The following is a 21,199-nucleotide window of genomic DNA, read 5'->3' on the forward strand; positions in this document are numbered from 1 at the left end:
TGGAGCGCGCACATCATCGAGCAGCGCATCGACAACAAGATCATCCGGCCGAGCGCGAATTACACCGGTCCGGAGAACCTCGAGTTCGTCCCGCTGGCAAAGCGTTCCTGAGGCACATCGAACCCCTTTACGTGATACGCGAGATACGTGAGGGCTTTGGGCCCCGCTGTCGCACCCGACAGCGGGCCCCTTTTTATGCTGCGAGTCCTGTCTCAGCCGCACGCGATGCAAAAGCCGGAGATGAACGATACTCGGGTTGAGCGTACGCTCTCCTCGAACCGTGAAGCCAGCGGCGCCTAAAATAGCCAGAATTTCCAGACGAAGGGGGTCTCCCCCACAATACGCTTCGAGCATGGCATCTGAAAGACCATGCAATGACCGAGACACGGCGATGAATACTGCAAACCGCAAACCCCTGCCCGGCTCCTCACTCGATTACTTCGATGCGCGCGCAGCCGTCGAAGCCATCGCGCCCGGCGCCTATGACAAGCTGCCGTACACCTCGCGCGTGCTCGCCGAGAATCTCGTTCGCCGCTGCGATCCGGCGACCCTCGAGCCATCGCTGATGCAGCTCGTCGAAAGAAAGCGGGAGCGCGACTTTCCGTGGTTCCCTGCGCGCGTGGTCTGTCACGACATTCTCGGACAGACGGCGCTCGTCGATCTCGCGGGCCTGCGCGACGCGATCGCGGACCAGGGCGGTGATCCCGCGAAAGTGAATCCCGTGGTTCCCGTGCAGCTCATCGTCGATCATTCGCTCGCTGTGGAATGCGGCGGCTTCGATCCGGATGCGTTCGCGAAGAACCGCGCGATCGAGGACCGGCGCAACGAGGATCGCTTCGACTTCATCAACTGGACCAAGAAGGCGTTCAAGAATGTCGATGTGATTCCGCCGGGCAACGGGATCATGCATCAGATCAATCTGGAGCGCATGTCGCCCGTCATTCACGCGGTCGATGGCATCGCGTATCCGGACACGCTCGTCGGCACTGATAGCCACACGCCGCACGTCGATGCGCTCGGCGTGATCGCGATCGGCGTGGGCGGGCTCGAAGCCGAGAACGTCATGCTGGGCCGCGCGTCGTGGATGCGCCTGCCGGATATCGTCGGCGTCGAGCTGAGCGGCAAGCGCCAGCCCGGCATCACGGCGACCGATATCGTGCTCGCGCTCACCGAATTCCTGCGCAAGGAAAAGGTGGTCGGCGCGTACCTCGAATTCTACGGCGAAGGCGCATCGAGCCTCACGCTCGGCGACCGCGCGACGATCTCGAACATGGCGCCCGAATACGGCGCGACCGCCGCGATGTTCTACATCGACCAGCAGACGATCGAATACCTGCGCCTGACCGGCCGCGATGACAAGCAGGTGAGCCTCGTCGAGCAATACGCGAAAACCACCGGCCTGTGGGCCGATTCGCTGGTGCACGCCGAATATGAACGCGTGTTGCGCTTCGATCTGTCGACGGTCGTGCGCAACATGGCCGGGCCGTCGAATCCGCACAAGCGCTTGCCCGTTTCGGAACTGGCGACGCGCGGCATCGCGGGCAAATGGGAAGAAACGCCTGGTCAGATGCCGGATGGCGCAGTGATCATCGCTGCGATCACGAGTTGCACCAACACCAGCAACCCGCGCAACGTGATCGCGGCGGCGCTGCTGGCGCGCAATGCGAATGCGCAAGGTCTCACGCGCAAGCCGTGGGTGAAGTCGTCGCTGGCGCCGGGCTCGAAAGCGGTCGAATTGTATTTGCAGGAAGCCGGTTTGCTAACGGATCTGGAGAAGCTGGGCTTCGGCATCGTCGCGTTCGCGTGCACGACGTGCAACGGCATGTCCGGCGCGCTCGACCCGGCCATTCAGAAGGAAATCATCGATCGCGATCTCTACGCGACTGCCGTGCTCTCCGGCAATCGCAACTTCGACGGCCGCATTCACCCGTATGCGAAGCAGGCGTTTCTCGCTTCGCCGCCGCTCGTCGTCGCCTATGCGATCGCGGGCACCATCCGGTTCGACATCGAACGCGATGCGCTCGGCATCGGCAGGAACGGTCAGCCTGTCTATCTGAAAGACATCTGGCCGAGCGACGAGGAAATCGACGCCATCGTCAAGCAAAGCGTGAAGCCCGAGCAGTTCCGCAAGGTCTACGAGCCGATGTTCGCGTTGTCGGCGGCGAGTGCCGAAGCCATCAGCCCGCTCTACGACTGGCGCGCGCAAAGCACCTACATTCGCCGCCCGCCATATTGGGAAGGCGCACTCGCGGGCGAGCGCACGCTCGCGGGCATGCGTCCGCTCGCGGTGCTCGGCGACAACATCACGACGGACCATCTTTCGCCGTCCAACGCGATTCTCGCGAACAGCGCGGCCGGCGAATATCTCGCGAAAATGGGCTTGCCCGAGGAAGATTTCAACTCGTACGCGACGCATCGTGGCGATCATCTGACGGCGCAGCGCGCGACCTTCGCGAATCCGACGCTCATCAACGAAATGGCTGTCGTCGATGGACAGGTGAAGAAAGGCTCGCTCGCGCGCATCGAACCGGAAGGCAGGGTCACGCGCATGTGGGAAGCGATCGAAACCTACATGGAGCGCAAGCAGCCGCTCATCATCATCGCGGGGGCGGACTATGGGCAAGGCTCGTCGCGCGACTGGGCCGCCAAGGGCGTACGGCTCGCGGGCGTGGAAGCGATCGTCGCGGAAGGGTTCGAGCGCATTCATCGCACGAACCTGATCGGCATGGGCGTGCTGCCGCTCGAATTCAAGCCAGGGGCAAATCGCCAGACGTTTGGCATCGACGGCACCGAGACGTATGACGTGATCGGGGAGCGCAAGCCGCGCGCGGATCTCACGCTGGTCATCCGGCGCAAGAATGGCGAGCGTGTCGAAGTACCGGTGACATGCCGGCTCGACACGGCCGAGGAAGTCTCGATCTACGAAGCCGGCGGCGTGCTGCAACGCTTCGCACAGGACTTCCTTGAGTCGTCAAAAGCGGCGGCCTAGAGACGGCCGGTACGACACTGCACGGAGCACCGTCTCACTTTAGGAAAGGATTCGAAACATATGGCACACGCACCTCAGATCAAGATCGCCGCGACCTACATGCGCGGCGGCACCAGCAAGGGCGTCTTCTTTCGCCTGAACGATTTGCCCGAAGCGGCGCGCGTTCCGGGCCCCGCGCGCGATGCGCTCCTTTTGCGCGTCATCGGCAGCCCGGACCCGTATGGCAAGCAGATCGACGGCATGGGCGGCGCGACGTCGAGTACGAGCAAGACGGTCATCGTCTCGAAGAGCGCGCGGGCCGATCATGACGTGGATTATCTGTTCGGCCAGGTTTCCATCGACAAGCCGTTCGTCGACTGGAGCGGCAATTGCGGCAATCTCTCGGCGGCGGTCGGGCCATTCGCGATTGCGAGCGGCCTCGTCGATCCCGAACGCGTGCCGGACAATGGCGTCGCGACCGTGCGTATCTGGCAGGCGAACATCGGCAAGACGATCATCGCGCATGTGCCGATGACCAACGGCGCCGTGCAGGAAACCGGCGACTTCGAGCTGGACGGCGTGACCTTTCCTGCCGCCGAAGTGCAGCTCGAATTCCTCGATCCCGCCGCCGAGGAAGAAGGCGCCGAAGGCGCGATGTTCCCGACGGGCAACATCGTCGACGATCTCGACGTTCCGGGTGTCGGCACGTTCAAGGCAACGATGATCAACGCGGGCATTCCGACGATCTTCCTGAACGCCGAGGCCATCGGCTACACGGGCACCGAGCTTCAGGACGCGATCAACAGCGACGACGCTGCCTTGAAGCGTTTCGAGACCATCCGCGCATATGGCGCGTTGCGCATGGGGCTGATCAAGAGCCTCGATGAAATTGCCAAACGCCAGCACACGCCGAAGATCGCGTTCGTCGCGCGCCCGGCGGAGTACGTCGCGTCGAGCGGGAAGCGCATCGGTGCAGGCGACGTCGACGTGCTCGTGCGCGCGATGTCAATGGGCAAGCTGCATCACGCGATGATGGGCACGGCCGCCGTCGCGATCGGCACGGCGGCGGCGATTCCGGGCACGCTTGTCAACCTCGCCGCGGGTGGCGGCGAGCGTCAGTCCGTCCGCTTCGGCCATCCGTCTGGCACGTTGCGCGTCGGCGCCGAGGCAATTGAGTCAAACGGAGAGTGGAAGGTAAGAAAGGCCATGATGAGCCGAAGTGCAAGAGTGCTGATGGAGGGATTCGTGCGCGTTCCCGTTGCCGGAAGGCGCGAAACGGCAACGTAAGACGCACGTCGCTCGATCGAAAATGCGAGACCGGCATTGCAACAGGTACTGTTGCAATGCCGGAGGCGGGTATGCTGCGGGAGCTTAGCGATAAAAAGGCGCGATGGCTCAATGTCCGTCGGGAAACAGCGCAGCCTGGACCATAGCGCGAGCAGCTGCATGCTTGTCGACCAGAAATTCGTTGCGGTCCTTGCCTGCAATCCAAGCGGGCGCCCGGCCCCGACCGCTCCAGGTAGAACCACTAACGGGGTCCCGGTATTTCGCTGAAGGTTCGTCTGGTTGAGAACCAGGCTTCCGACCCATCAGTTCGTTGAGGGAGATGCCGTATTCGCGCATCTTTTGCACGATTTCAATCAGCACCAGGCGCGTCTCGCGCTCCTTGACTTCAGCCAACTGTTTGTCCAACGCTTCCTGCCGTGCGCGCAGCTGAGCGATTTCAAAGCTTTGATATGCCATAAGGTTTTGGGAATCTGTTGCCGATGTCCGCGTCGAGCGGATTCAGGAGATGCTCCCGCAATTATAGGCGGTTTCCTGCCGGCTCCTTTTTCCTGCCGCGATAACTTCGAGCCACCGGATGTCGCTTGGCAGCGCCTGATCGCGACGCGAGTGCGAACACTATGATCCCAGCTCGGAGCCGTGGACGGTGAGCGCGACGTCGGCATCGGATGAAGTCGACGCCGACGCCGCTCGCGCGCGGAACGCGCCGGCGAAATACACACCCAGGCCCGACAGCATCGCGGGCATCGCGAGGATGAGAAACAGCGCCGCGTTGGACCAGCCCGCGGAGAGCAGCACGGCGCCGCCGAACGATCCGGTGATCGCGCCGATTCGCCCCACGCCGAGCGCCCAGGCGACACCCGTTGCCCGGCTCGATGTCGGATAGAACGCGGAGGCGATGACGTTCGCACAGACCTGCGACCCGCTCACGCAGAAACCCGTCACGAATATGCCCACGGCAAGCCACGACGCCGATCCGGTGGCGGCCAGCGACGCGACAGCGGCCGCCCCGACGAGGTAGGCCGCGCCCACCACCTTGTAGGCATCAAACCGGTCGATCAACACTCCGAGCACGATCGCGCCGAGCACGCCGCCGCCTTGCAGCAAGCCCGCGAACACGGAAGCCTGCTTGAGCGAAAGACCCGCTCTCGCGCCGAGAATGGGCAGCCAGTTGATCAGCATGTACAGCAGCAGGAGGCTCATGAAGAACGCGAGCCAGAGCAGCAGCGTCCCCTGCCGGTAGCGAGGATCGAAGAGTCTCGCGACAGGCGACGAGCTCGCGCGATCCTCGGCCGCGAAATAGCGTCGATCGGAGCCGGCGCGGTCGCGCGCCACACGCATCAGGATGGCCGCGATGCGCGCGTCGTTGCCGTTGCGAAGCGCGAGGAAGCGCACGGATTCGGGCAACGCGACCCACAGGACCGGCACCAGCATCAGGGGAAGCAGCCCGCCGATGGCGAGCACCCCGCGCCAGCCGAACTCCGCGATCAGATAGGCCGTGACCACGCCACCGAGCGCGGACCCGAGCGAGAAGCCGCAGAACATCAACGTCAGCAAGGTGCCGCGCCGCCGGTCGGGGCTGAATTCGGCGGTGAGCGTGATGGCGTTCGGCATCGCGCCGCCGAGCCCGAAGCCGGTCAGGAAACGCAGGGCGATCAGCCACACGATGTCCGGCGACGCGGCTGACCCGAGGCACGCCACACCGAACCAGGCGACCGAGAGAATGAGCACGCCGCGCCGTCCGATCCGGTCCGCCAGCGGCCCGCCCAGAAAAGCGCCCATCATCAGGCCGAGCAGTCCGGCACTGAAGAGCGGTCCGAGCGCGATCATCGACAGGTTCCAGTCGCTGCGCACATGCGGCGCGATGAAACCGATGATGGCGATATCGAATCCATCCAGCGCGACGATGAGAAAGCACAGCAAGCCGATCATGACCTGATAGCGCGACACGCCCGCCTGGTCGATGATTTCGCGCACATCCATCGGCTCGCGCCGCATGTCGTTGGCGTCCATGACGTCTCCTGTATGTCCCGCTTCGTTCTCATGCATGCGCGAGTTGCACCCGCCGCATGGCGGCCGCCTCGACCTGCTGGATGAACGCCGGATCGCGCTTGCGCAAGTCCTCGTGACTGACGCGCCCCGTGCGCCGCATGTAGTCATAGGCGAAGCTGACGGGATCGAGATTCATCCTCGTGTCGACCGATTCGTACCAGTCGAGGCTCTTGCGCGCCGCGTCCTGAAAGCGGTCGGATGCGTCTTTTCTGCTCGCCTCGAAGGCAGAGAATGCGGCCGCGATGTCATTGCGGTGCATCGACAACGCATCGCTAAGCGCGATGGCGTCCTGCATCGCCATGCGCGTGCCCGAGCCGAGCGAGAAATGCACACTGCGCAGCGCATCGCCGAGCAGCACGACGTTCCCGTGCGACCACCGCGAGTTGCTCACGACTTTCGCCTGAAACCATTGCGAGCGGTTCGTCAGCAGAGGCTCGCCTTGCAGATCTTCGGCGAACACGCTTTCGCAGAACGCGCGGCTTTCATCCTCGGTGGCGGTGTCCAGCCCGCAACGCCGCCAGGTCTGCGGATCGACTTCGACCAGAAACGTCGAATGCGTCTTGCTGTACTGGTAGGCATGCGCGATGAACACGCCCTGCGACGTGTCGCGGAAGATCAGCGACACCGGATGGAACAGGCGCGACGTGCCGTACCACGCGAACTTGTTGCGCCGTTCGTCGAACGTCGGCTGGAAGTGCCCGGCGAGACGTGTGCGCACTTCGCTGTTCACGCCGTCCGCCGCGACGATGACGTCGAAGTCCTTCAGCGCAGCCGGATCGCTCACGCAACTGTTGTAACGCACATCGACACCGGTCTCGCGGCACGCCTCCTGCAGCACATTCAGCAGGTCGATGCGCGAAGTGCGCGAAAAGTGATTGTTCGAGAGACGCACCGGCACGCCGCGATGCACGATCTCCATGAAGTCGCAGCGCTCGTGGTGCGCCGTGAACTTGCGGAAAAAGGGTTCGTCCGCTTCCTTCAGAAAGCTCAGCGCGACGTCCGAAAAAACCACGCCCCAGCCATACGTCGCGCCGGCCGCGTTGCGTTCGTGGACGACGATCTCGTCGCCGGGATGACGCTGCTTCATCAGCATCGAGAAATACAGTCCGGCGGGGCCGCCGCCGATCACCGCAATTTTCATGAACGTTTCCTCAGCATTCCGTGAGATGACGCGCGGACTCACCAAGCAGCGCGCCCGCGTTCGGCACCACCGGCGCAAGCGAGAGATGATCGAGCATCTGCCGCACGGTGCAGACCGCCGTCGACGTCACCGGCACGCCGAGCCTGTCCTGCGCGGTCTGGATCGCGGCGAGCGAAGGCATCTGCACGCATGCGGACAGCACGACCGCATCCGCGTTGGCAATGTGGAGTCGCTTGACATCGTCGAGCAATTGCAGCGGATCGCGCCGGCCGACTTCGAGGTTGTCCGGAATCTCGAACGACATCGCATCCAGCACTTCGATGCCCTCGTCTTCGATATACGCGACGACCGCGGCCGTCAGCGGCTTCATGTAAGGCGCCATGAGCGCGATCCTGCGCGCGCCGAGCGCCTTCAGCCCGGCGACGAGCGCACCCGCCGACGTCATCACCGGCGCCTCGCAGCGGTTCTCGCGAGCGATGCGCCGCAAATCCTCTTCGACCCGGCGGTGATAGCCGGGTCCCATCGCCATGATGGCGACGAGGCACGCGGTGCTCATCACATCGACGCGCGCATCGGCGAGTTCCGCGGCACAGCGCAGGCCCTCGCGATTCATCGCCTCCAGTTCCTCCTTCACGACGCGATGCATGCGCATGCGGCTCGAGTGGAACGTGAAGCGCTCGGGATAGATCGCTTCGCGTGCGCGCAGCATGGCGGGAATCTCGGTTTCCATGGTGGTGTTCGAACTCGGCACGATCTGGCCGATCCGATACGTTCGGGACGTTGCCTGCATCATTCAGGTTTCTCCTGCGTGGGGATGTTCAGCGCAGCGCGACCGATACTGCTCGAGCGCGTGTCGCAGCACAGCGGGTACCTCGATCGATTCGCGCTCGTGACGCCGAATGCATACCGGCGTGAGGCGCGCGATGAAAGCGGTCTCTCCGTCGGCCATGCGCGCAGTGATGACGAGCGTGAACGTGCGGGTGCGAATCACCTCGACTTCCACTGTTGCGTCGAAGGTTTCGTCCGGCCTGAGCGAGCGCCGGAAATCGAATTCGAGCGCGCGCGTCGGCGTGCCGAAACCGTGGTGGTTCTTGACCGCCTGCGGCGCACCGTCGAAGAGAAAGCCGTAGAAGAGCTCCGCGAACGAGATGACGTAGTCGGAAAACGACGCCGTGTAGACGACGCCGGCCGGATCGCATTCGCCCCAGCGCACGCGGCGGCGCACGACGAACGGATGCGTGCCCGCGACGTATTCGGTGCTGATCATGCGCGCTCCTTCGCGGTGCTCGCCGCATCCGCGCGCACGGCATGCTCGGCCGCGAGGCGCTCGGCGACATCGCTGCGCAACGCCGCCTTGTCGACCTTGCCCACGCGCGTCACGGGGAACTCATCGACGATCTCGATGCGCTCCGGGCACTTGAATTTCGCGAGCCCCTGGCCGACGAGGAATTCGGCAAGCTGCGGCACCGTCGGCGCTGCGTGATTCGCGCGCAGGATGAGATAGACGCACGCTTTCTCTCCGTACAGCGCGTCGGGCATGGCGACGAGCTTCGCGTCGGCGACCGCCGGATGCCGGCTCACGTAAGCCTCGACTTCCTCGCAACCGATCTTCTCGCCGCCGCGATTGACGTTGTCGCGCAGGCGTCCCTCGAACGCGAAGCAGACCACGCCGTCGATGAGCCTTTGCGTCACCATGTCGCCGGTGCGCACGAAGCCGTCGCGCGTCAGCGTCTGCGCGCTCGCCTCGGGCGCGCGGAAATAGCCGCGCAGGCTCGACGGCCCGCGAAAGCACAGCTCGCCCGCCACGCCGTCCGGCGCCGGCTCCTCCGTACCCGGCAAGAGCACGCGGATCTCGTCCTCCGCGCTGCCCGACAGTCCCTGCGTGAAATGCCGCAATTCGGCCGGGTGCGCCGGTCCCGCGCCCAGCAGCAGCCCTTCGGTCGTGCCGTACAGGTTGAAGCACGGCACGCCGAGGTGCGCTTCGAGCGAGTCCGCGCGGCTCATCGTGCCGAACAATTCCAGCGATGACAGGTCATGCCGCGCGATATCCTGATACGCGATCATCTGCGGCGCGACCGGCCCGATGGAAAGCCCGTGCGTGACACGGTGCGCTTCGATCAGCTCGAGCATCCGGGCGATGTCCACGCGCGGCATGAGCACCGTCGTCATGCCGGCGGCGACCGTTGAGACGAGCGCATAGAGCTGACCCGCGTTATGCAGCATCGGCAGCGACCAGATCATGCGGCTCGCCTCGCTCATGCCGATGTGACGCATCCAGTCGAGCGCGTGGCCGATGTACTCCGCGTGGAAGCGCGGGATGATCTTCGGCACGCCGGTCGTGCCTCCGGAAAGCTGAAAGCTCAGCACATCCTCGCTGCCGATCCTGATGTCGGCCAGCACGGCGCGCGCGCGGGAAAGCGGCATCGCCTCGATGAGCGCGTCGATCGTGTGATGCCCCGTGCCGCGCTCGCCTCGCGCGACGACCAGATGTTCGAGCGATGGAACCCGGCCGAACATCTGCCGCGCGAAGGCGACGAGATCGAACGTGGAGAAATCCGCCTGGACGAAATAGCCGCGCGGTTCGGACTGCGCCGCGAGCTGGCCGATCTCGACCTCGCGATACTGCGGCACGGCGCAAACCGGAACGATGCCCGCCTTGTATGCGCCCATCAGCGCGACCGCCGTATCCACGGTCGTCCCCATCTGGAAGACCGCGCGGTCCCCGGGCGCAAGGCCGATATCGAGCAGCGCAGCGCCGAGCCGCTCGCTGCGCTCGTCGAGTTCGGCGAAGGTGATCGTCGCTTCGTCCGTGATGTAGGCGGGCCGCTCGGGCACGCGCGCGGCGGTCGCGCGCAACGCGTCGCCGAGCGTCGTGTCGATCCAGGCGTTCGCCGCGAAGTACCGTTGCGCAAGCTCGGGCGGACAATACGTCACGCCGTCGATCGGATGAAAAATGCCTCTCATGTGTTTTGTCTCCTGCATGTCGGGCGCTGCTTCAGTCACGCGGCGCGATCCGCACGACATCGCGGTCATGGCACTCGATTCGTCCGTTCAGGCCGCCTGTGAACAGCCCGTACCAGACGGCGGGCTTCAGACCCAGTGCTCGGCGCTCGAATGAAATCGGTCCGGTGGCGCTCACCACGGTGTAATCGCCCCGATCTTCGACACGACACTCAGGCAGTTTGCGCGCGGCATCGATAACAGAGGCGAACTCCGGCACGTTCAGCACGAAGAGTTGCACTTGCTTCGTATCCGACCCGAGAAGTCCGCCGAGGCGCGCAGCCTTGCGCTCCCAGACTTCGTCGATGCATTCGATGTCGCGGTTGCGCGCGAACCGCTCCGCTTCCAGTTCGATGGCCGCTTCGAGCGTCGCGGCGGCATCGCGTGCATCGAGCGGCTCGAGTGCGCGCAGCTTGCGCGTAATCTCGATGAAATAGCCATTCGGGTCGCGAAAGTAAATCGACTCGATCACTTCATGCGCCGTCTCGACCGATACCTCCACACCGCGCGCCTCGAGCCGGGACTTCCACGCTTGCAGCTCGTCCTGCGTCTCGACGAGCCAGGCGGTGTGGGTCGCGTCGAAAACGTGGTCATCGGGGCGCGGCGGATGTATTGCCCGTCCGCTCAGCGATTCGGGTTCCTTACTTCTCAGGTAATAAAAAAACGCGATGGTGCTGCCATTACCGCTATCGAAAAAGAAGTGAAGGAAATCCGGATGTGTGGCGGGGCCCCATCCGCGCGCCGAGATCGTGTGAACCAAAGGCAGGCCGAGCACGTCGCGATAGAACTCGACCGTTTCCTTCAGTCGCCAGGTGGGCCGCGCCGTGTGATCCACGCCGTGCAGACGCAGCGTGAGATTGGCGGCGGGCATGTCGCTCATGTTCATGTCAGGAACTCCGTGTTCTCGTTCACGTTCGCGTTGAATCAGTCGCATCGTTCATTGGGGAAAGGTCTCGCGCAGCCAGTCGCGCACGATGCGCCCGGCGACATAGCGGCCCGCTTCCTCGCCTTCGGCAAGCGCGCGGCCATGGTGATCGCCGCGCACGCGACGGTGCGTCTTCGCGGATGAGCCGAGGCTCGCGTGGATCTCGGCGATGACGGTCGGGAAACACGCCTGATCGCCCGTGTACTCGACCACGAGCGCCGGCTGCTCGATCGCGGGCGCGGTCTTCGACAGCAGCGCGTTCGACGACACGCCCGACCACGTGGACAGCCACGCTTCCGGCGAACAGCATCGGGCAAAACCGACGGAACCATAATTCGAGGCGAACGGGTCCGCGCCCCATAGCGAGCCGTAGCGGCGATCGGATGGATCGAGCGAAAGGTCGAAGCAGCGCAAGTCGGCATCGGTGCGCCAGATGGTCATCAGCGGCGTATGCGCGGCCATGCGGCGCAGGCTGGGATCGGCTTCATCGCCTGCGGACTTGACGCGTGCGCGGGCATCGAGGCGCTCGGCGATCAGCTTGCGCGCGAACGCATCGAGCCGCTCGACGCGCGCAGTCTGCGCCGCGCGATAGCGCGCGACGAAGGCAGCGTCGTAGCGCGAAGACCGAGGCGGCGCGGCGAATCCGCTGGAAGCCGAAAACGGATCGAGCGACGGATCGACCGAGAGCGCGTCGCTCTCATCCGTGACGGAGGGATCGATGCAGCCTTGGAGCAGCGCGCCCTGCCCCGGATGCGGCGCGACGAAGACGACGCCATCCACGGGAGGCATGTCCAGCGAGGCGAGCCGCGTCGGCCGTCCGCCCGGCGTGCGCTCGATGCGCCGCGTCGGAGCCAGATTCGACTGCTGGGTATAGAGCGCGTACAGGCCGCTGCCGCCCGAGTTGCCGAGCAGCACGACGCGCCGGAAACCCGCATCGCGCAGAAAGCGCATGCCGGCGGCAACGTCGTAGAGCGCGAACTCGTGCTCGAGCCGCATGTCGTTGCCGACCGCGCGCGGCGCCTGCGTCCACGCCGCATAACCGGCGCGGACGATATCCGGAATCAGGTAATGGCACGCCATGAATTCACGCGGATGCATGATGCACACGACCGTATCGGACCTGCCGGGCGAATACAGCGAACCGCTCGTCGCGGCGCCGTCCTGCGTGCGCAGCACGACATTGCGCGTGCCGACGCCCGCAGGCAGGTCGCGAGGATTCCAGTCCGTGTTGAGAAACCCTGCGGTGACGCCACCGGAGCCGGCGTGCGTTTGCTCGGATCGATTCATTTGCTCACCTCCTTTTTTTACATCTTAGTCCAATTTTTTACTTATGTGTAGATTTTGAGACATGGTTTTTACGGATACGTCGATTCCTCGACGCGCGCAGGATATCAGGGTAACGGGCCGAGGCCAGCATTCCGGGTGGCGTCGCCACGCGGATTTGATTATCGTGGTGACTTTTCTGACACAGTCGTCAAAAGCGCGCATGACCAAGACCCTGACCAAGAGCGACGCTCTGCGTGAAAACATCCTGGAAGCGGCGACGCGGCTGTTCATCGAGCGCGGCTTCGACGGCACGAGCTTCAACGACATCGCCGATGCGATCGGCGTGAGCCGGCCGGCGCTCTACTACTACTTCAAGAGCAAGGAAGCCATTCTGGAAGTGCTCACGGAGACGGTCACGCGGGCGGCGGGACAACTGGCGTCGGAGGCCGTGCCCGAGCACATGAAGCATCCCGCGGGCATCCTGCGGCATCTGGTGCTGCGTCATGCGCAACTGATCCTCACGCATCCGCTGCAATTTCGGGTCGTCGAGCGCAACGAAGGCAATCTGCCGCCGAAGCAACGCAAGCTCGCGGAGCAGGCTCGGCGCGCGGTGCTGGAGCAGTTTCAGCACGCCATCGAATACGGCATCGAGCAGGGACAGTTCTGCGCGATGGACGCGAAGGTCGCGGCGTTCTCGATCATCGGCATGTGCAACTGGAGCGCCTGGTGGTATTCGCCCTCAGGCGCGCGTTCGCTCGAGCAAGTATCGGAGCAGGTTGCCGATATGGCCTTGCGCTCCGTGCAACTGGAAAACGCAAGACAATTGCGTGAGCCGAGCGCTGCCGAGGTGATCCGGTTGTTGCGCGACGATATCGACATGCTGGAACGCCATCTCGGATCCGGTGGCCCCTCCCGCGACGCGAGCTGATCACAGGCCCGGCGAAGCGCACTTGGCGGCACGAATGGAGTGCGAGTCCTGGATCGATCGTTCCAATTCCGGCGGGTCCGCATCGGCATGCTCGTATGTCCAACATACAGCCAATGCGGATTGCCGCATCTCCATGCCTCTCCTACTCTAGACCTCATCGTCGCGAACCCGGTTTCGCGCGTCAGCCCATCACCGCCCCGACCAGCCGTTCCAGGCTATATCAGAGAATCGGAGGAGACATGCACGACGGCTTGATTGAGGTTACGGTGTCGCGAACCTGGCAGCTCGCGACGGGATATTGCGCGGTCGAATTGCGGGCGAAAAGAAATGCGGCACTGCCGCCCTTCGACGAGGGCGCCATGCTGGACGTCGTGCTGGACGCAAGCGCCAACCGCAGCAGGGTCCAGCCGCTACACCGCAAGGCTTCCAGACGGGAAACGTACGTGGTGGGCGTGCGAACGCAGTCGGGCCCCGGCGTCGAGGCGAGACCAATAGACGACACGATTTTCCGTCCGGGCAGCGATCTGCTCGTCCGTCCGCCGGAGAACCTGCCTCTCGAAATCGACGAGCGTGCGCGATACATCCTCTTCGCCGGTGGGCTGGGGGTCGCGACGATCGCCGGGATCGCCAGGCGCCTGGCGGACGCAAACAAGTCCTTCGAACTGCATCACTTCGCACAGTCGGCCGATCGCACGCTCTTCCGAGAGGAGCTACAGGCGCTCGCGCCAGTCGGCAAGATTCATCACCACGTTGGCCTGAGTGTCGATCAGATCGCTCAAACTGTCTCGCACGCGTTGAGCCCTAGTAGCGCCAACGCGCAAATCTACTGTAGCGGGCCGCCGAGACTGATGGACTTGATTCAGCTCGCTGCTCGCGACTGGGTTTATCCGCGGAACGTTCACAAGATTTATCTGGGCGAGCGAAAGGCCCCGGAACCCGTGCCGCAGACGTAGGGCGCGTCAATCGGGGCTATGCGCGATCAAGCCAAGCCGCATGCCCGCTTCCGCGGGGCGGCTTACTGACTCGCGCCCGCCCCGATTCCCGCCTTTTTCTGCGCGTTCTGAATATCCTGGGGATAGTTCGGATCGTTCGCCCTTCCCGGGTTGTAGCCCGCCGCCTCGAGTTTCTTCAGTTCCGCATTCTTCTTCGCGCGCGCCTCTTTTCGCGCAGCCTTTTTCTGCGCCTTCGTCATCGACGCGGCTTGCGTCGCGTCAGTAGCGGTCGAGCCCGTATCCTGCGCGTACGAAAATGGCGCCACGGAAACGCCTGCAGCGGTCACGATCAACGACAAAGCGATGGTTGCGATCTTTGCTTTCACGATAGCTCCTCAATCGTTTGGAGGACATGCAGCATCACGATGAGTATAGGGCGAAACGGAAGCGCTTACTGCTACCGCCGTGCACCCTGTCATCGCCTCCGAAACGATGCCCATCGCTAACCCAACGGCGGAACCGCCGCTGGAAACCCGAAGTGCGTCACGACCTCGTTGACCCCTGGCACGTTCTCCGCCGCAACGCGAACGGCGTTGCCTTCTTCCGCGCTGACAACAGGACCCCAGAGATGCACGGTCCCGCTCTCGACGATGACGTTCTCAGGCGCGAGCGCCCACGGCTGGCCCTCCATGGCGGCGAGCACGTCCGCGCGGATCGCGTGATCGCCGTTCTCTGCCGCAGCGGGCATCTCGGGCGCCATCGTCACGAGCGCGCGAATCAGGTTGGCGCGGCTCACGACGCCGACGACCTTTCCGTCGCGCGTCACCGGCACGCGCTTGATGCGCCGGCGCTCGAGCAGCTCGGCGATGTCGGCGACCGGGCACATTTCGGTCACGGTTGTGACGTCGGTGCTCATCACGTCCCTGACTTTCCGCGCATGCTCCTTGACATACTGGCCCGCGAGCTCGCGCGTCGATGCAACCAGTTCCAGCCACCACGCGCGATGCCTGACGCCGGTCCCGATCTCCGCACGATGCATCAGATCGCCTTCCGTGACGATTCCGAGCAGGCGCCCGTCCTCGTCGATCACGGGCATGCCGCTGATGCCGGCGAACACCATCGTCCCCGCGGCCTGGCGCACGGACATGTCGGGACTGGCGGAAATGACTGACGTTGTCATGATGTCGGCAGCTCGCACGTTCATCTCCTTCAGGAAAAACAGCACTTTTTGAACAAGCGTTATTGCGCCGCCGATTCTGCGTGGGGCGCGCACCTATTGTTTGCCTTGCGACGCTTCGCGGACATGATCCAGATCAAGCCCTTCGAGCACGTGATCGCGCTTTATGCTACGCCAGACCGGCATGGCTTGCGGGGAAAGCGCATCCGCATCGCTCATCGATGTGCCCCCGATCAATCATGTCGGCAATTGCGCGCCGGCCTGCTCTCGGACGATGAACTCCGCATACCGGTCCGGCCAGTTTTCATCATGCCGACCGGTCAGTTTCTCGTGCTCGCCATGTGCGGCCGCCGCACGGCGAAGCGCGCTCGCGAGCTCCATCGGCGAAGCGAAAGTCGTGTCACGCGTATCGACTCGTCCGGGGAGGCGTGCGGTCACTTCCTGAAAAACCCATTCGTTTCCGTCGGGATCGCTGAACGAAGCGAAAGAACCGTAGCTGGTCCGGGCCGGATGCGGCCCGCTCACGCGTCCTTCTTCACCCGCGTGGTGAAACACGCCGCCGATGTCATGGAAGATCTCGCTCACGTCGACGCCACGATCGACGAGGTCCACACGCGCCGCGTCTATGTCGGACACAATGAGATGGAGTCCTTTCACCGAGCCGGGCGCCTGCGTCGTGACGCCCTTGCCGAACAGGAGCGAGCACTGTGAGCCTGGAGGCGTGAAGTGCACGACCCGAAACTGATCATCTTTCGCGATATCGACGTCGAGCCTCCAGCCTAATCTCGCATAGAACTGCTTCGCGCGATCGACGTCCGTCACGGGAACGACGACTACCTCGAGCTTCATGTCGACCGCTCGCGCGTTTCCCGTTGTTGCCGCAGCTTCGCTGCCCGTCTGTCCGTTGTTCATCGGATGCTCCTTGCCATTGGGCGATTCAAGGGTGGCACATGCAAACAAGCAAGCTACAGGAGGAACGGGCGGTCGCTTGATATCGGCTCTTGAAGGTTCAGGACTGCGGCGGCTCACTTTTCCTGGTCTGCGAGTGAAAACCGCATCGATCAGACTGATTCGACTTGTACGGGAAGACTTCACGTGGATTTGCCGTTCCTCTATGCAGAGTTTCGGAAAGACCGTTGCTCTCGTCAAGAAGACGCGTCGTTGCGGCGTCGAATCCACGAGCCGCCATGCGTCAGGTCGATCGCTGGCATCACGCGGAACGCCAGCAAGCGCGGTCCGATTGAGGCACACGATGCGCGTCGAGCCGTGGCCGGTCACCAGCGTGCGCGCGCCTTGACCCGGGCCCGGGAAAGGTTCTCGATATAATTGGTGCGCCATCCAACGAGGACATCTCATGAAGTCAGTCATCGCTTTGCTCGCCGCTTCCACCATTGCATCGACCGCGTTCGCGGCCAACACCATCGAGAAGTTGCCGTCGGGCGTCGTAGTCGAGCACATCAAGCAAGGAACCGGTCCGCAACCGACTGCCGACGACGTGGTGCGCGTCAACTATCGCGGCACGCTCGCGAACGGCACCGAATTCGACAGTTCGGACAAGCACGGCGGCCCCGCGACCTTCCCGCTCGGCAGAGTAATTCCGTGCTGGACGCAAGGCGTGCAGAAGATCAAGGTCGGCGGCAAGGCGAAGCTGACGTGCCCGGCCGCGACCGCTTATGGCGATCGCGGCGTCGGCACCATTCCGCCGAACAGCGACCTCACGTTCGAAGTCGAACTGCTCGGCATCGGCAAGTAATCGAATTCTCCGAGCGCGCGGACTCACGACGCGATCCGCGCGAAAACCGCACGTCGCAACAGGCCCTCGACCTTCGAACGTGCGATAGCTACCGTACCGACACGCAACGGCATCTGGCAGGTCGTTGATCTGTGCGCGACGCGCCCGGGTCAATTGCCGGACCGTTCGCAACTCTCGGGCATGTGCCGTCGGCAGACGGCACGCATGTTTCCCCGAACATCCCATTCCTGCCGGACATCGCGTTCTCCGACGACGAACGTCGGCGCCGGGTGCTGGAAATATTCCCTACTACGATTGGCGACCCACGCGTCGAGCGCGCCAAAGCGCATCTGGAGATAAGGGTAAACATCCATCATTAAAGCGTTTTCAAATAGTTGGTGTACGGAGTATATTCACCATCACCTTGACGCGCACAGAATGGAGAAAGACACCATGCAATTTCATCTGAACGGTTTTCGTGTGGGCGACCCGATGATCGAGCCGGCGGCCGACGGCGCGCCTCAGGTCGAGATGCCGGATACGGTCGATGTGCTCATCGTCGGAAGCGGTCCCGCGGGACTCGTGCTTGCGGCGCAACTGTCGCAATTCCCGACGATCAGAACGCGCATCGTCGAACGTCGCAGCGGACCGTTGCAGATGGGACAGGCGGACGGTGTCGCGTGCCGCACCGTCGAGATGTTCAATGCATTCGGGCTCAGCGATCGCCTGTTGCGCGAAGCCTACTGGGTCAATGAGACGGTCTTCTGGAGACCCGATGCGAATGATCGCGATGTAATCAAGCGTACCGGCCGCGTTCAGGATACCGAAACGGGCATGTCGGAGTTTCCGCACGTCATCGTCAATCAGGCGCGCGTACAGGACTACCTGCTCGATGTGATGCGTCGCTCGGCCGAAAGGCTCGAACCGAACTACGATCTGGAAGCCGTCGATATACAACGCGACGATATCGGCGAATATCCGGTGCGCGTCACGTTGCGCCGCACCGATGCAGCGCGCCTCGGTGAGCAAGTCACCGTGCGTGCGCGCTATGTCGTGGGTTGTGACGGCGCCCGCAGCCGCGTGCGTACGGCCATCGGACAAGCGCTGCGCGGCGACGCGGCCAACCATGCGTGGGGCGTGATGGACGCGCTCGCGGTCACCGACTTTCCGGACATTCGGCTGAAAGCGGCGATTCAGTCCGCGAGCAAGGGCAATCTGCTCATCATTCCGCGTGAAGGCGGCTACCTGGTCCGTTTCTACGTCGATCTCGGCGAGGTCACGCCGGACAACCGTGACAGCATCAGGCAGACCTCGGTCGATCACATCGTCGGGACGGCCCGGCACATCCTGCATCCCTATTCGCTCGATGTGAAGGAAGTCGCGTGGTTCTCCGTCTACGAAGTGGGACAGCGCCTGACCGACCGCTTCGACGACGCTCTCGCGGCCGACGGCACGTCTCGCGATCCTCGCGTGTTCATCGCCGGCGATGCCTGCCATACGCATAGCGCGAAAGCCGGCCAGGGTATGAACGTATCGATGCAGGACGGGTTCAATCTCGGCTGGAAACTCGGCGCGGTTCTGCAGGGACGCAGCGACGCGAGCTTGTTACGCACGTATTCGGATGAGCGCCAGCCGATTGCGCAGGAGCTGATCGATTTCGACAAGGAGTGGTCGGCGATGATGGCCGCTCCCCCGAAGGATCCGAATCGACCGGAAGCAGGCGGCGTCGATCCCGCGGAACTTCAGGCGTATTTCGTGCGCGCGGGTCGATATACGGCCGGCCTCGCGACGCATTACCGTCCGGGCGTGCTGACCGGCGATACGACGCATCAGCCGCTCGCCAGGGGTTTTCTGATCGGGACGCGCTTTCACTCATCGCCTGTCGTTCGCGTCGCGGATGCGAAGCCCATCCATCTCGGACACGCGGCACGCGCGGACGGCCGCTGGCGCCTCTACGCTTTCTCGGACGCGAAGCGCAGTGCGCTTCAGGCACTGTGCGAACATCTCGCCACATCGCCCGATTCCGTCTTGCGGCTCGTCACGCCAGAGGATGCCGATGTCGACAGCGTTCTCGATTTCCGCGCGGTGCTGCAGCAGCCTCATCGCGAAGTACGTGTCGAGGACCTCCCCCCGCTCCTGCTGCCGCGCAAGGGACGCTACGGTCTCATCGACTACGAGAAGGCGTTTACGAACGACGCAGCGACTGATATCTTCGACGAGCGCGGCATCGACCGCGAACGGGGCGCCCTCGTGGTGGTCCGTCCGGATCAGTATGTCGCCCAGGTCCTTCCACTGGATGCGTACGAGGAACTGGCCGCGTTCTTCCGGCCGATATTCCGCATGCACTAACCCACTCCGACACTGCGAAATTGCCGATTAAAAAAGACGAGCCCGATGTGCGCTCGACGTTCACGGGCAGCCTCGTGCGCCGTGCCCAACAGCGCCATGTAGCGGTATGGCTCACCGAAGTCTCCGCCGAGATCACGAGCGTCCAGTATGCAGCGCTCGAGATCCTGCAGAAAACGCCCGGCGTCAATCAGCGACGACTCGGCGACGAGCTCGACGTGGACCGTTCGACGATCGCCGATCTGGTCGCGCGCATGGTTCGCAATGGTCTGATCGAGCGGTCCGACGATCCCGTCGACAAGCGCAGTTATGTGCTGTTCCTCACCGCGGCCGGCAAGAAACAGCTGGCGATCTTGCGCCCGCGAGTGGAGGAAGTCGAGCGCATACTCACCGCCCGGCTGACGGCGCGGGAATGTCTGGAGTTGCGGCGCCTGCTTTCGGCGCTGTTGCCGCAGCAAACCTAGTGCGGCAGGCGCGCTGCGTGGTGCGAAACGAGTTCATCCAGGCGGGAAAGGAACAGGTGCAAAGTCGACGATTTGTTCTTCGGTCTATAGCCCACGGCGAGATCGATGGTTGGCGTATCGCCGGCCAGCGGTCGGCTCGTCACTGACCACGGCATCAGGTTTTCGACGTAAGAAGGAATGATCACGACACCGCGCGTCGATGCCACCAGCGACATCACCATCGCGGGATTGTCGACGGTCTGCGCAGGCACGAGCTGGACACCCGAGCGTTCCAGATATTGATCGATGACCGTGCGCAGGACCCTCGCCTTGCCCGCCATCGCAATGAAAGGCTCGCCGACGAGGTCTTGCACGAGGACCTTGTCGCAGGCGGCCAAGGCATGGTCGTTCGGCATCAGAACCACGAGCGGTTCCTTGTCCACGATGTCATAGGCGAGATCGTAATCGGGCTCGGCTCGCATGAAGGCGACGTCCAGTCGTCCTCGCGCCACGCCCTCGGCGAGTTCTGTCGAATAGTCGCTGGAGACGGTAACGTCCACGTTGAGCAGCTCATCGCGCAGGACATGCATGGCATCAGGAAGCCAGTTCATTTCCTGGCCCGTAAGAAAGCCCAGCGCAAAGCGCTGTTTGGCGGGCTGCGCGGCCCTTCGCGCGGCCTCGACGGCCGCATCGACCTGATTCAGGGCGATGCGCGCATGCTCGATGAATGCCTTGCCGGCCGCGGTCAGTTCGACGCCGCGCGCAGTCCGCACGAACAGACTGGCGCCGACCTGATCTTCAAGGTCTCGAATTTGCCTGCTCAGCGAAGGCTGGGACGTGTGCAACCGCTGCTCGGCTGCCTCGGTCAGACTGCCCCTCTCCCACTGCAATGAAATAGCGCAGATGTCGCAGTTCCATGATTGCCCATGAAGACCAGGGAGTCGGAAAGGTTGTCACGGTCGACTTGAGGCTTCACGACATCGTGCGACAAAAAGAATACAACAC

18 protein-coding genes and 1 pseudogene are annotated in these 21,199 nt (G+C 63.6%); 7 read left to right on the forward strand and 12 right to left on the reverse strand.

Annotation, left to right across the window (positions count from 1 at the left end):
- Nucleotides 1-391: 391 nt before the first annotated feature.
- Entirely contained in the window at nt 392-2,989 is a 2,598-nt protein-coding gene (gene acnD / locus AWB83_RS26020; protein ID WP_087048506.1) for a Fe/S-dependent 2-methylisocitrate dehydratase AcnD, read from the forward strand.
- Between the two features lie 60 nt (nt 2,990-3,049).
- The gene (gene prpF, locus AWB83_RS26025) at nt 3,050-4,255 is read left to right on the forward strand and encodes a 2-methylaconitate cis-trans isomerase PrpF (protein ID WP_087048507.1); all 1,206 of its coding nucleotides are present in this window, start codon (nt 3,050-3,052) and stop codon (nt 4,253-4,255) included.
- Between the two features lie 108 nt (nt 4,256-4,363).
- Here prpF and AWB83_RS26030 read toward each other — a convergent pair whose 3' ends face one another.
- The 8 genes from AWB83_RS26030 to AWB83_RS26065 form a co-directional block, all read right to left on the reverse strand.
- Nucleotides 4,364-4,711 carry an H-NS histone family protein gene (locus tag AWB83_RS26030; protein ID WP_087048508.1) on the reverse strand — a complete coding sequence of 116 codons (348 nt, stop codon included), beginning with the start codon at nt 4,709-4,711 and terminating at the stop codon, nt 4,364-4,366.
- A 159-nt stretch (nt 4,712-4,870) separates the two neighbouring features.
- Nucleotides 4,871-6,265 (reverse strand): MFS transporter, encoded by a 1,395-nt coding sequence (locus AWB83_RS26035; protein ID WP_087048509.1) that lies wholly within the window; start codon nt 6,263-6,265, stop codon nt 4,871-4,873.
- 28 nt (nt 6,266-6,293) lie between these two features.
- Entirely contained in the window at nt 6,294-7,445 is a 1,152-nt protein-coding gene (locus AWB83_RS26040) for an FAD-dependent monooxygenase (RefSeq protein WP_087048510.1), read from the reverse strand.
- Between the two features lie 10 nt (nt 7,446-7,455).
- Nucleotides 7,456-8,238 carry a maleate cis-trans isomerase family protein gene (locus AWB83_RS26045; protein WP_087048511.1) on the reverse strand — a complete coding sequence of 261 codons (783 nt, stop codon included), beginning with the start codon at nt 8,236-8,238 and terminating at the stop codon, nt 7,456-7,458.
- Nucleotides 8,239-8,712, reverse strand: a complete 474-nt coding sequence (locus AWB83_RS26050; RefSeq protein WP_087048512.1) for an acyl-CoA thioesterase — start codon at nt 8,710-8,712, stop codon at nt 8,239-8,241.
- Nucleotides 8,709-10,409, reverse strand: a complete 1,701-nt coding sequence (locus tag AWB83_RS26055) for an AMP-binding protein (RefSeq protein ID WP_087048583.1) — start codon at nt 10,407-10,409, stop codon at nt 8,709-8,711. The genes AWB83_RS26050 and AWB83_RS26055 overlap by 4 nt, the downstream gene beginning before the upstream one ends.
- A 31-nt stretch (nt 10,410-10,440) precedes the next feature.
- Entirely contained in the window at nt 10,441-11,325 is an 885-nt protein-coding gene (locus AWB83_RS26060) for a VOC family protein (protein ID WP_087048584.1), read from the reverse strand.
- Between the two features lie 57 nt (nt 11,326-11,382).
- Nucleotides 11,383-12,657, reverse strand: a complete 1,275-nt coding sequence (locus tag AWB83_RS26065) for an alpha/beta fold hydrolase (RefSeq protein ID WP_087048513.1) — start codon at nt 12,655-12,657, stop codon at nt 11,383-11,385.
- A gap of 199 nt (nt 12,658-12,856) precedes the next feature.
- Between AWB83_RS26065 and AWB83_RS26070 the strand changes: the two genes are divergently transcribed.
- Entirely contained in the window at nt 12,857-13,564 is a 708-nt protein-coding gene (locus AWB83_RS26070) for a TetR/AcrR family transcriptional regulator (RefSeq protein WP_087048514.1), read from the forward strand.
- 239 nt (nt 13,565-13,803) lie between these two features.
- Complete coding sequence (locus tag AWB83_RS26075; RefSeq protein ID WP_087048515.1) at nt 13,804-14,517, forward strand: ferredoxin reductase domain-containing protein; 714 nt, start codon at nt 13,804-13,806, stop codon at nt 14,515-14,517.
- 62 nt (nt 14,518-14,579) lie between these two features.
- Here the strand turns inward: AWB83_RS26075 and AWB83_RS26080 are convergent, their stop codons facing one another.
- From AWB83_RS26080 to AWB83_RS26090, 3 genes are all read right to left on the reverse strand, one after another.
- Complete coding sequence (locus AWB83_RS26080; protein WP_374729143.1) at nt 14,580-14,885, reverse strand: hypothetical protein; 306 nt, start codon at nt 14,883-14,885, stop codon at nt 14,580-14,582.
- Nucleotides 14,886-14,998: 113 nt separating this feature from the next.
- On the reverse strand, nt 14,999-15,676 hold the full coding sequence (locus tag AWB83_RS26085; RefSeq protein WP_244197891.1) for a CBS domain-containing protein: 678 nt from the start codon (nt 15,674-15,676) through the stop codon (nt 14,999-15,001).
- 234 nt (nt 15,677-15,910) lie between these two features.
- On the reverse strand, nt 15,911-16,585 hold the full coding sequence (locus AWB83_RS26090) for a VOC family protein (protein ID WP_087048517.1): 675 nt from the start codon (nt 16,583-16,585) through the stop codon (nt 15,911-15,913).
- A 442-nt stretch (nt 16,586-17,027) separates the two neighbouring features.
- On the opposite strand from AWB83_RS26090, the gene AWB83_RS26095 reads away from it, so the two are divergent.
- The 3 genes from AWB83_RS26095 (at nt 17,028) to AWB83_RS26110 (ending at nt 20,215) form a co-directional block, all read left to right on the forward strand.
- Complete coding sequence (locus tag AWB83_RS26095) at nt 17,028-17,426, forward strand: FKBP-type peptidyl-prolyl cis-trans isomerase (protein WP_087048518.1); 399 nt, start codon at nt 17,028-17,030, stop codon at nt 17,424-17,426.
- A 432-nt stretch (nt 17,427-17,858) separates the two neighbouring features.
- Nucleotides 17,859-19,754 carry an FAD-binding monooxygenase gene (locus AWB83_RS26105; protein WP_087048586.1) on the forward strand — a complete coding sequence of 632 codons (1,896 nt, stop codon included), beginning with the start codon at nt 17,859-17,861 and terminating at the stop codon, nt 19,752-19,754.
- A 20-nt stretch (nt 19,755-19,774) separates the two neighbouring features.
- A complete protein-coding gene (locus tag AWB83_RS26110) occupies nt 19,775-20,215 on the forward strand; it encodes a MarR family winged helix-turn-helix transcriptional regulator (protein ID WP_087048520.1) in 441 nt (146 codons plus the stop codon).
- On the opposite strand, the pseudogene AWB83_RS26115 reads toward AWB83_RS26110, so the two are convergent.
- Nucleotides 20,212-21,112: pseudogene (locus AWB83_RS26115) on the reverse strand (LysR family transcriptional regulator). The gene AWB83_RS26110 and the pseudogene AWB83_RS26115 overlap by 4 nt on opposite strands.
- Between the last annotated feature and the right edge of the window lie 87 nt (nt 21,113-21,199).

The sequence above is a fragment of the Caballeronia ptereochthonis genome, assembly GCF_001545075.1.
Taxonomy (GTDB): domain Bacteria; phylum Pseudomonadota; class Gammaproteobacteria; order Burkholderiales; family Burkholderiaceae; genus Caballeronia; species Caballeronia ptereochthonis.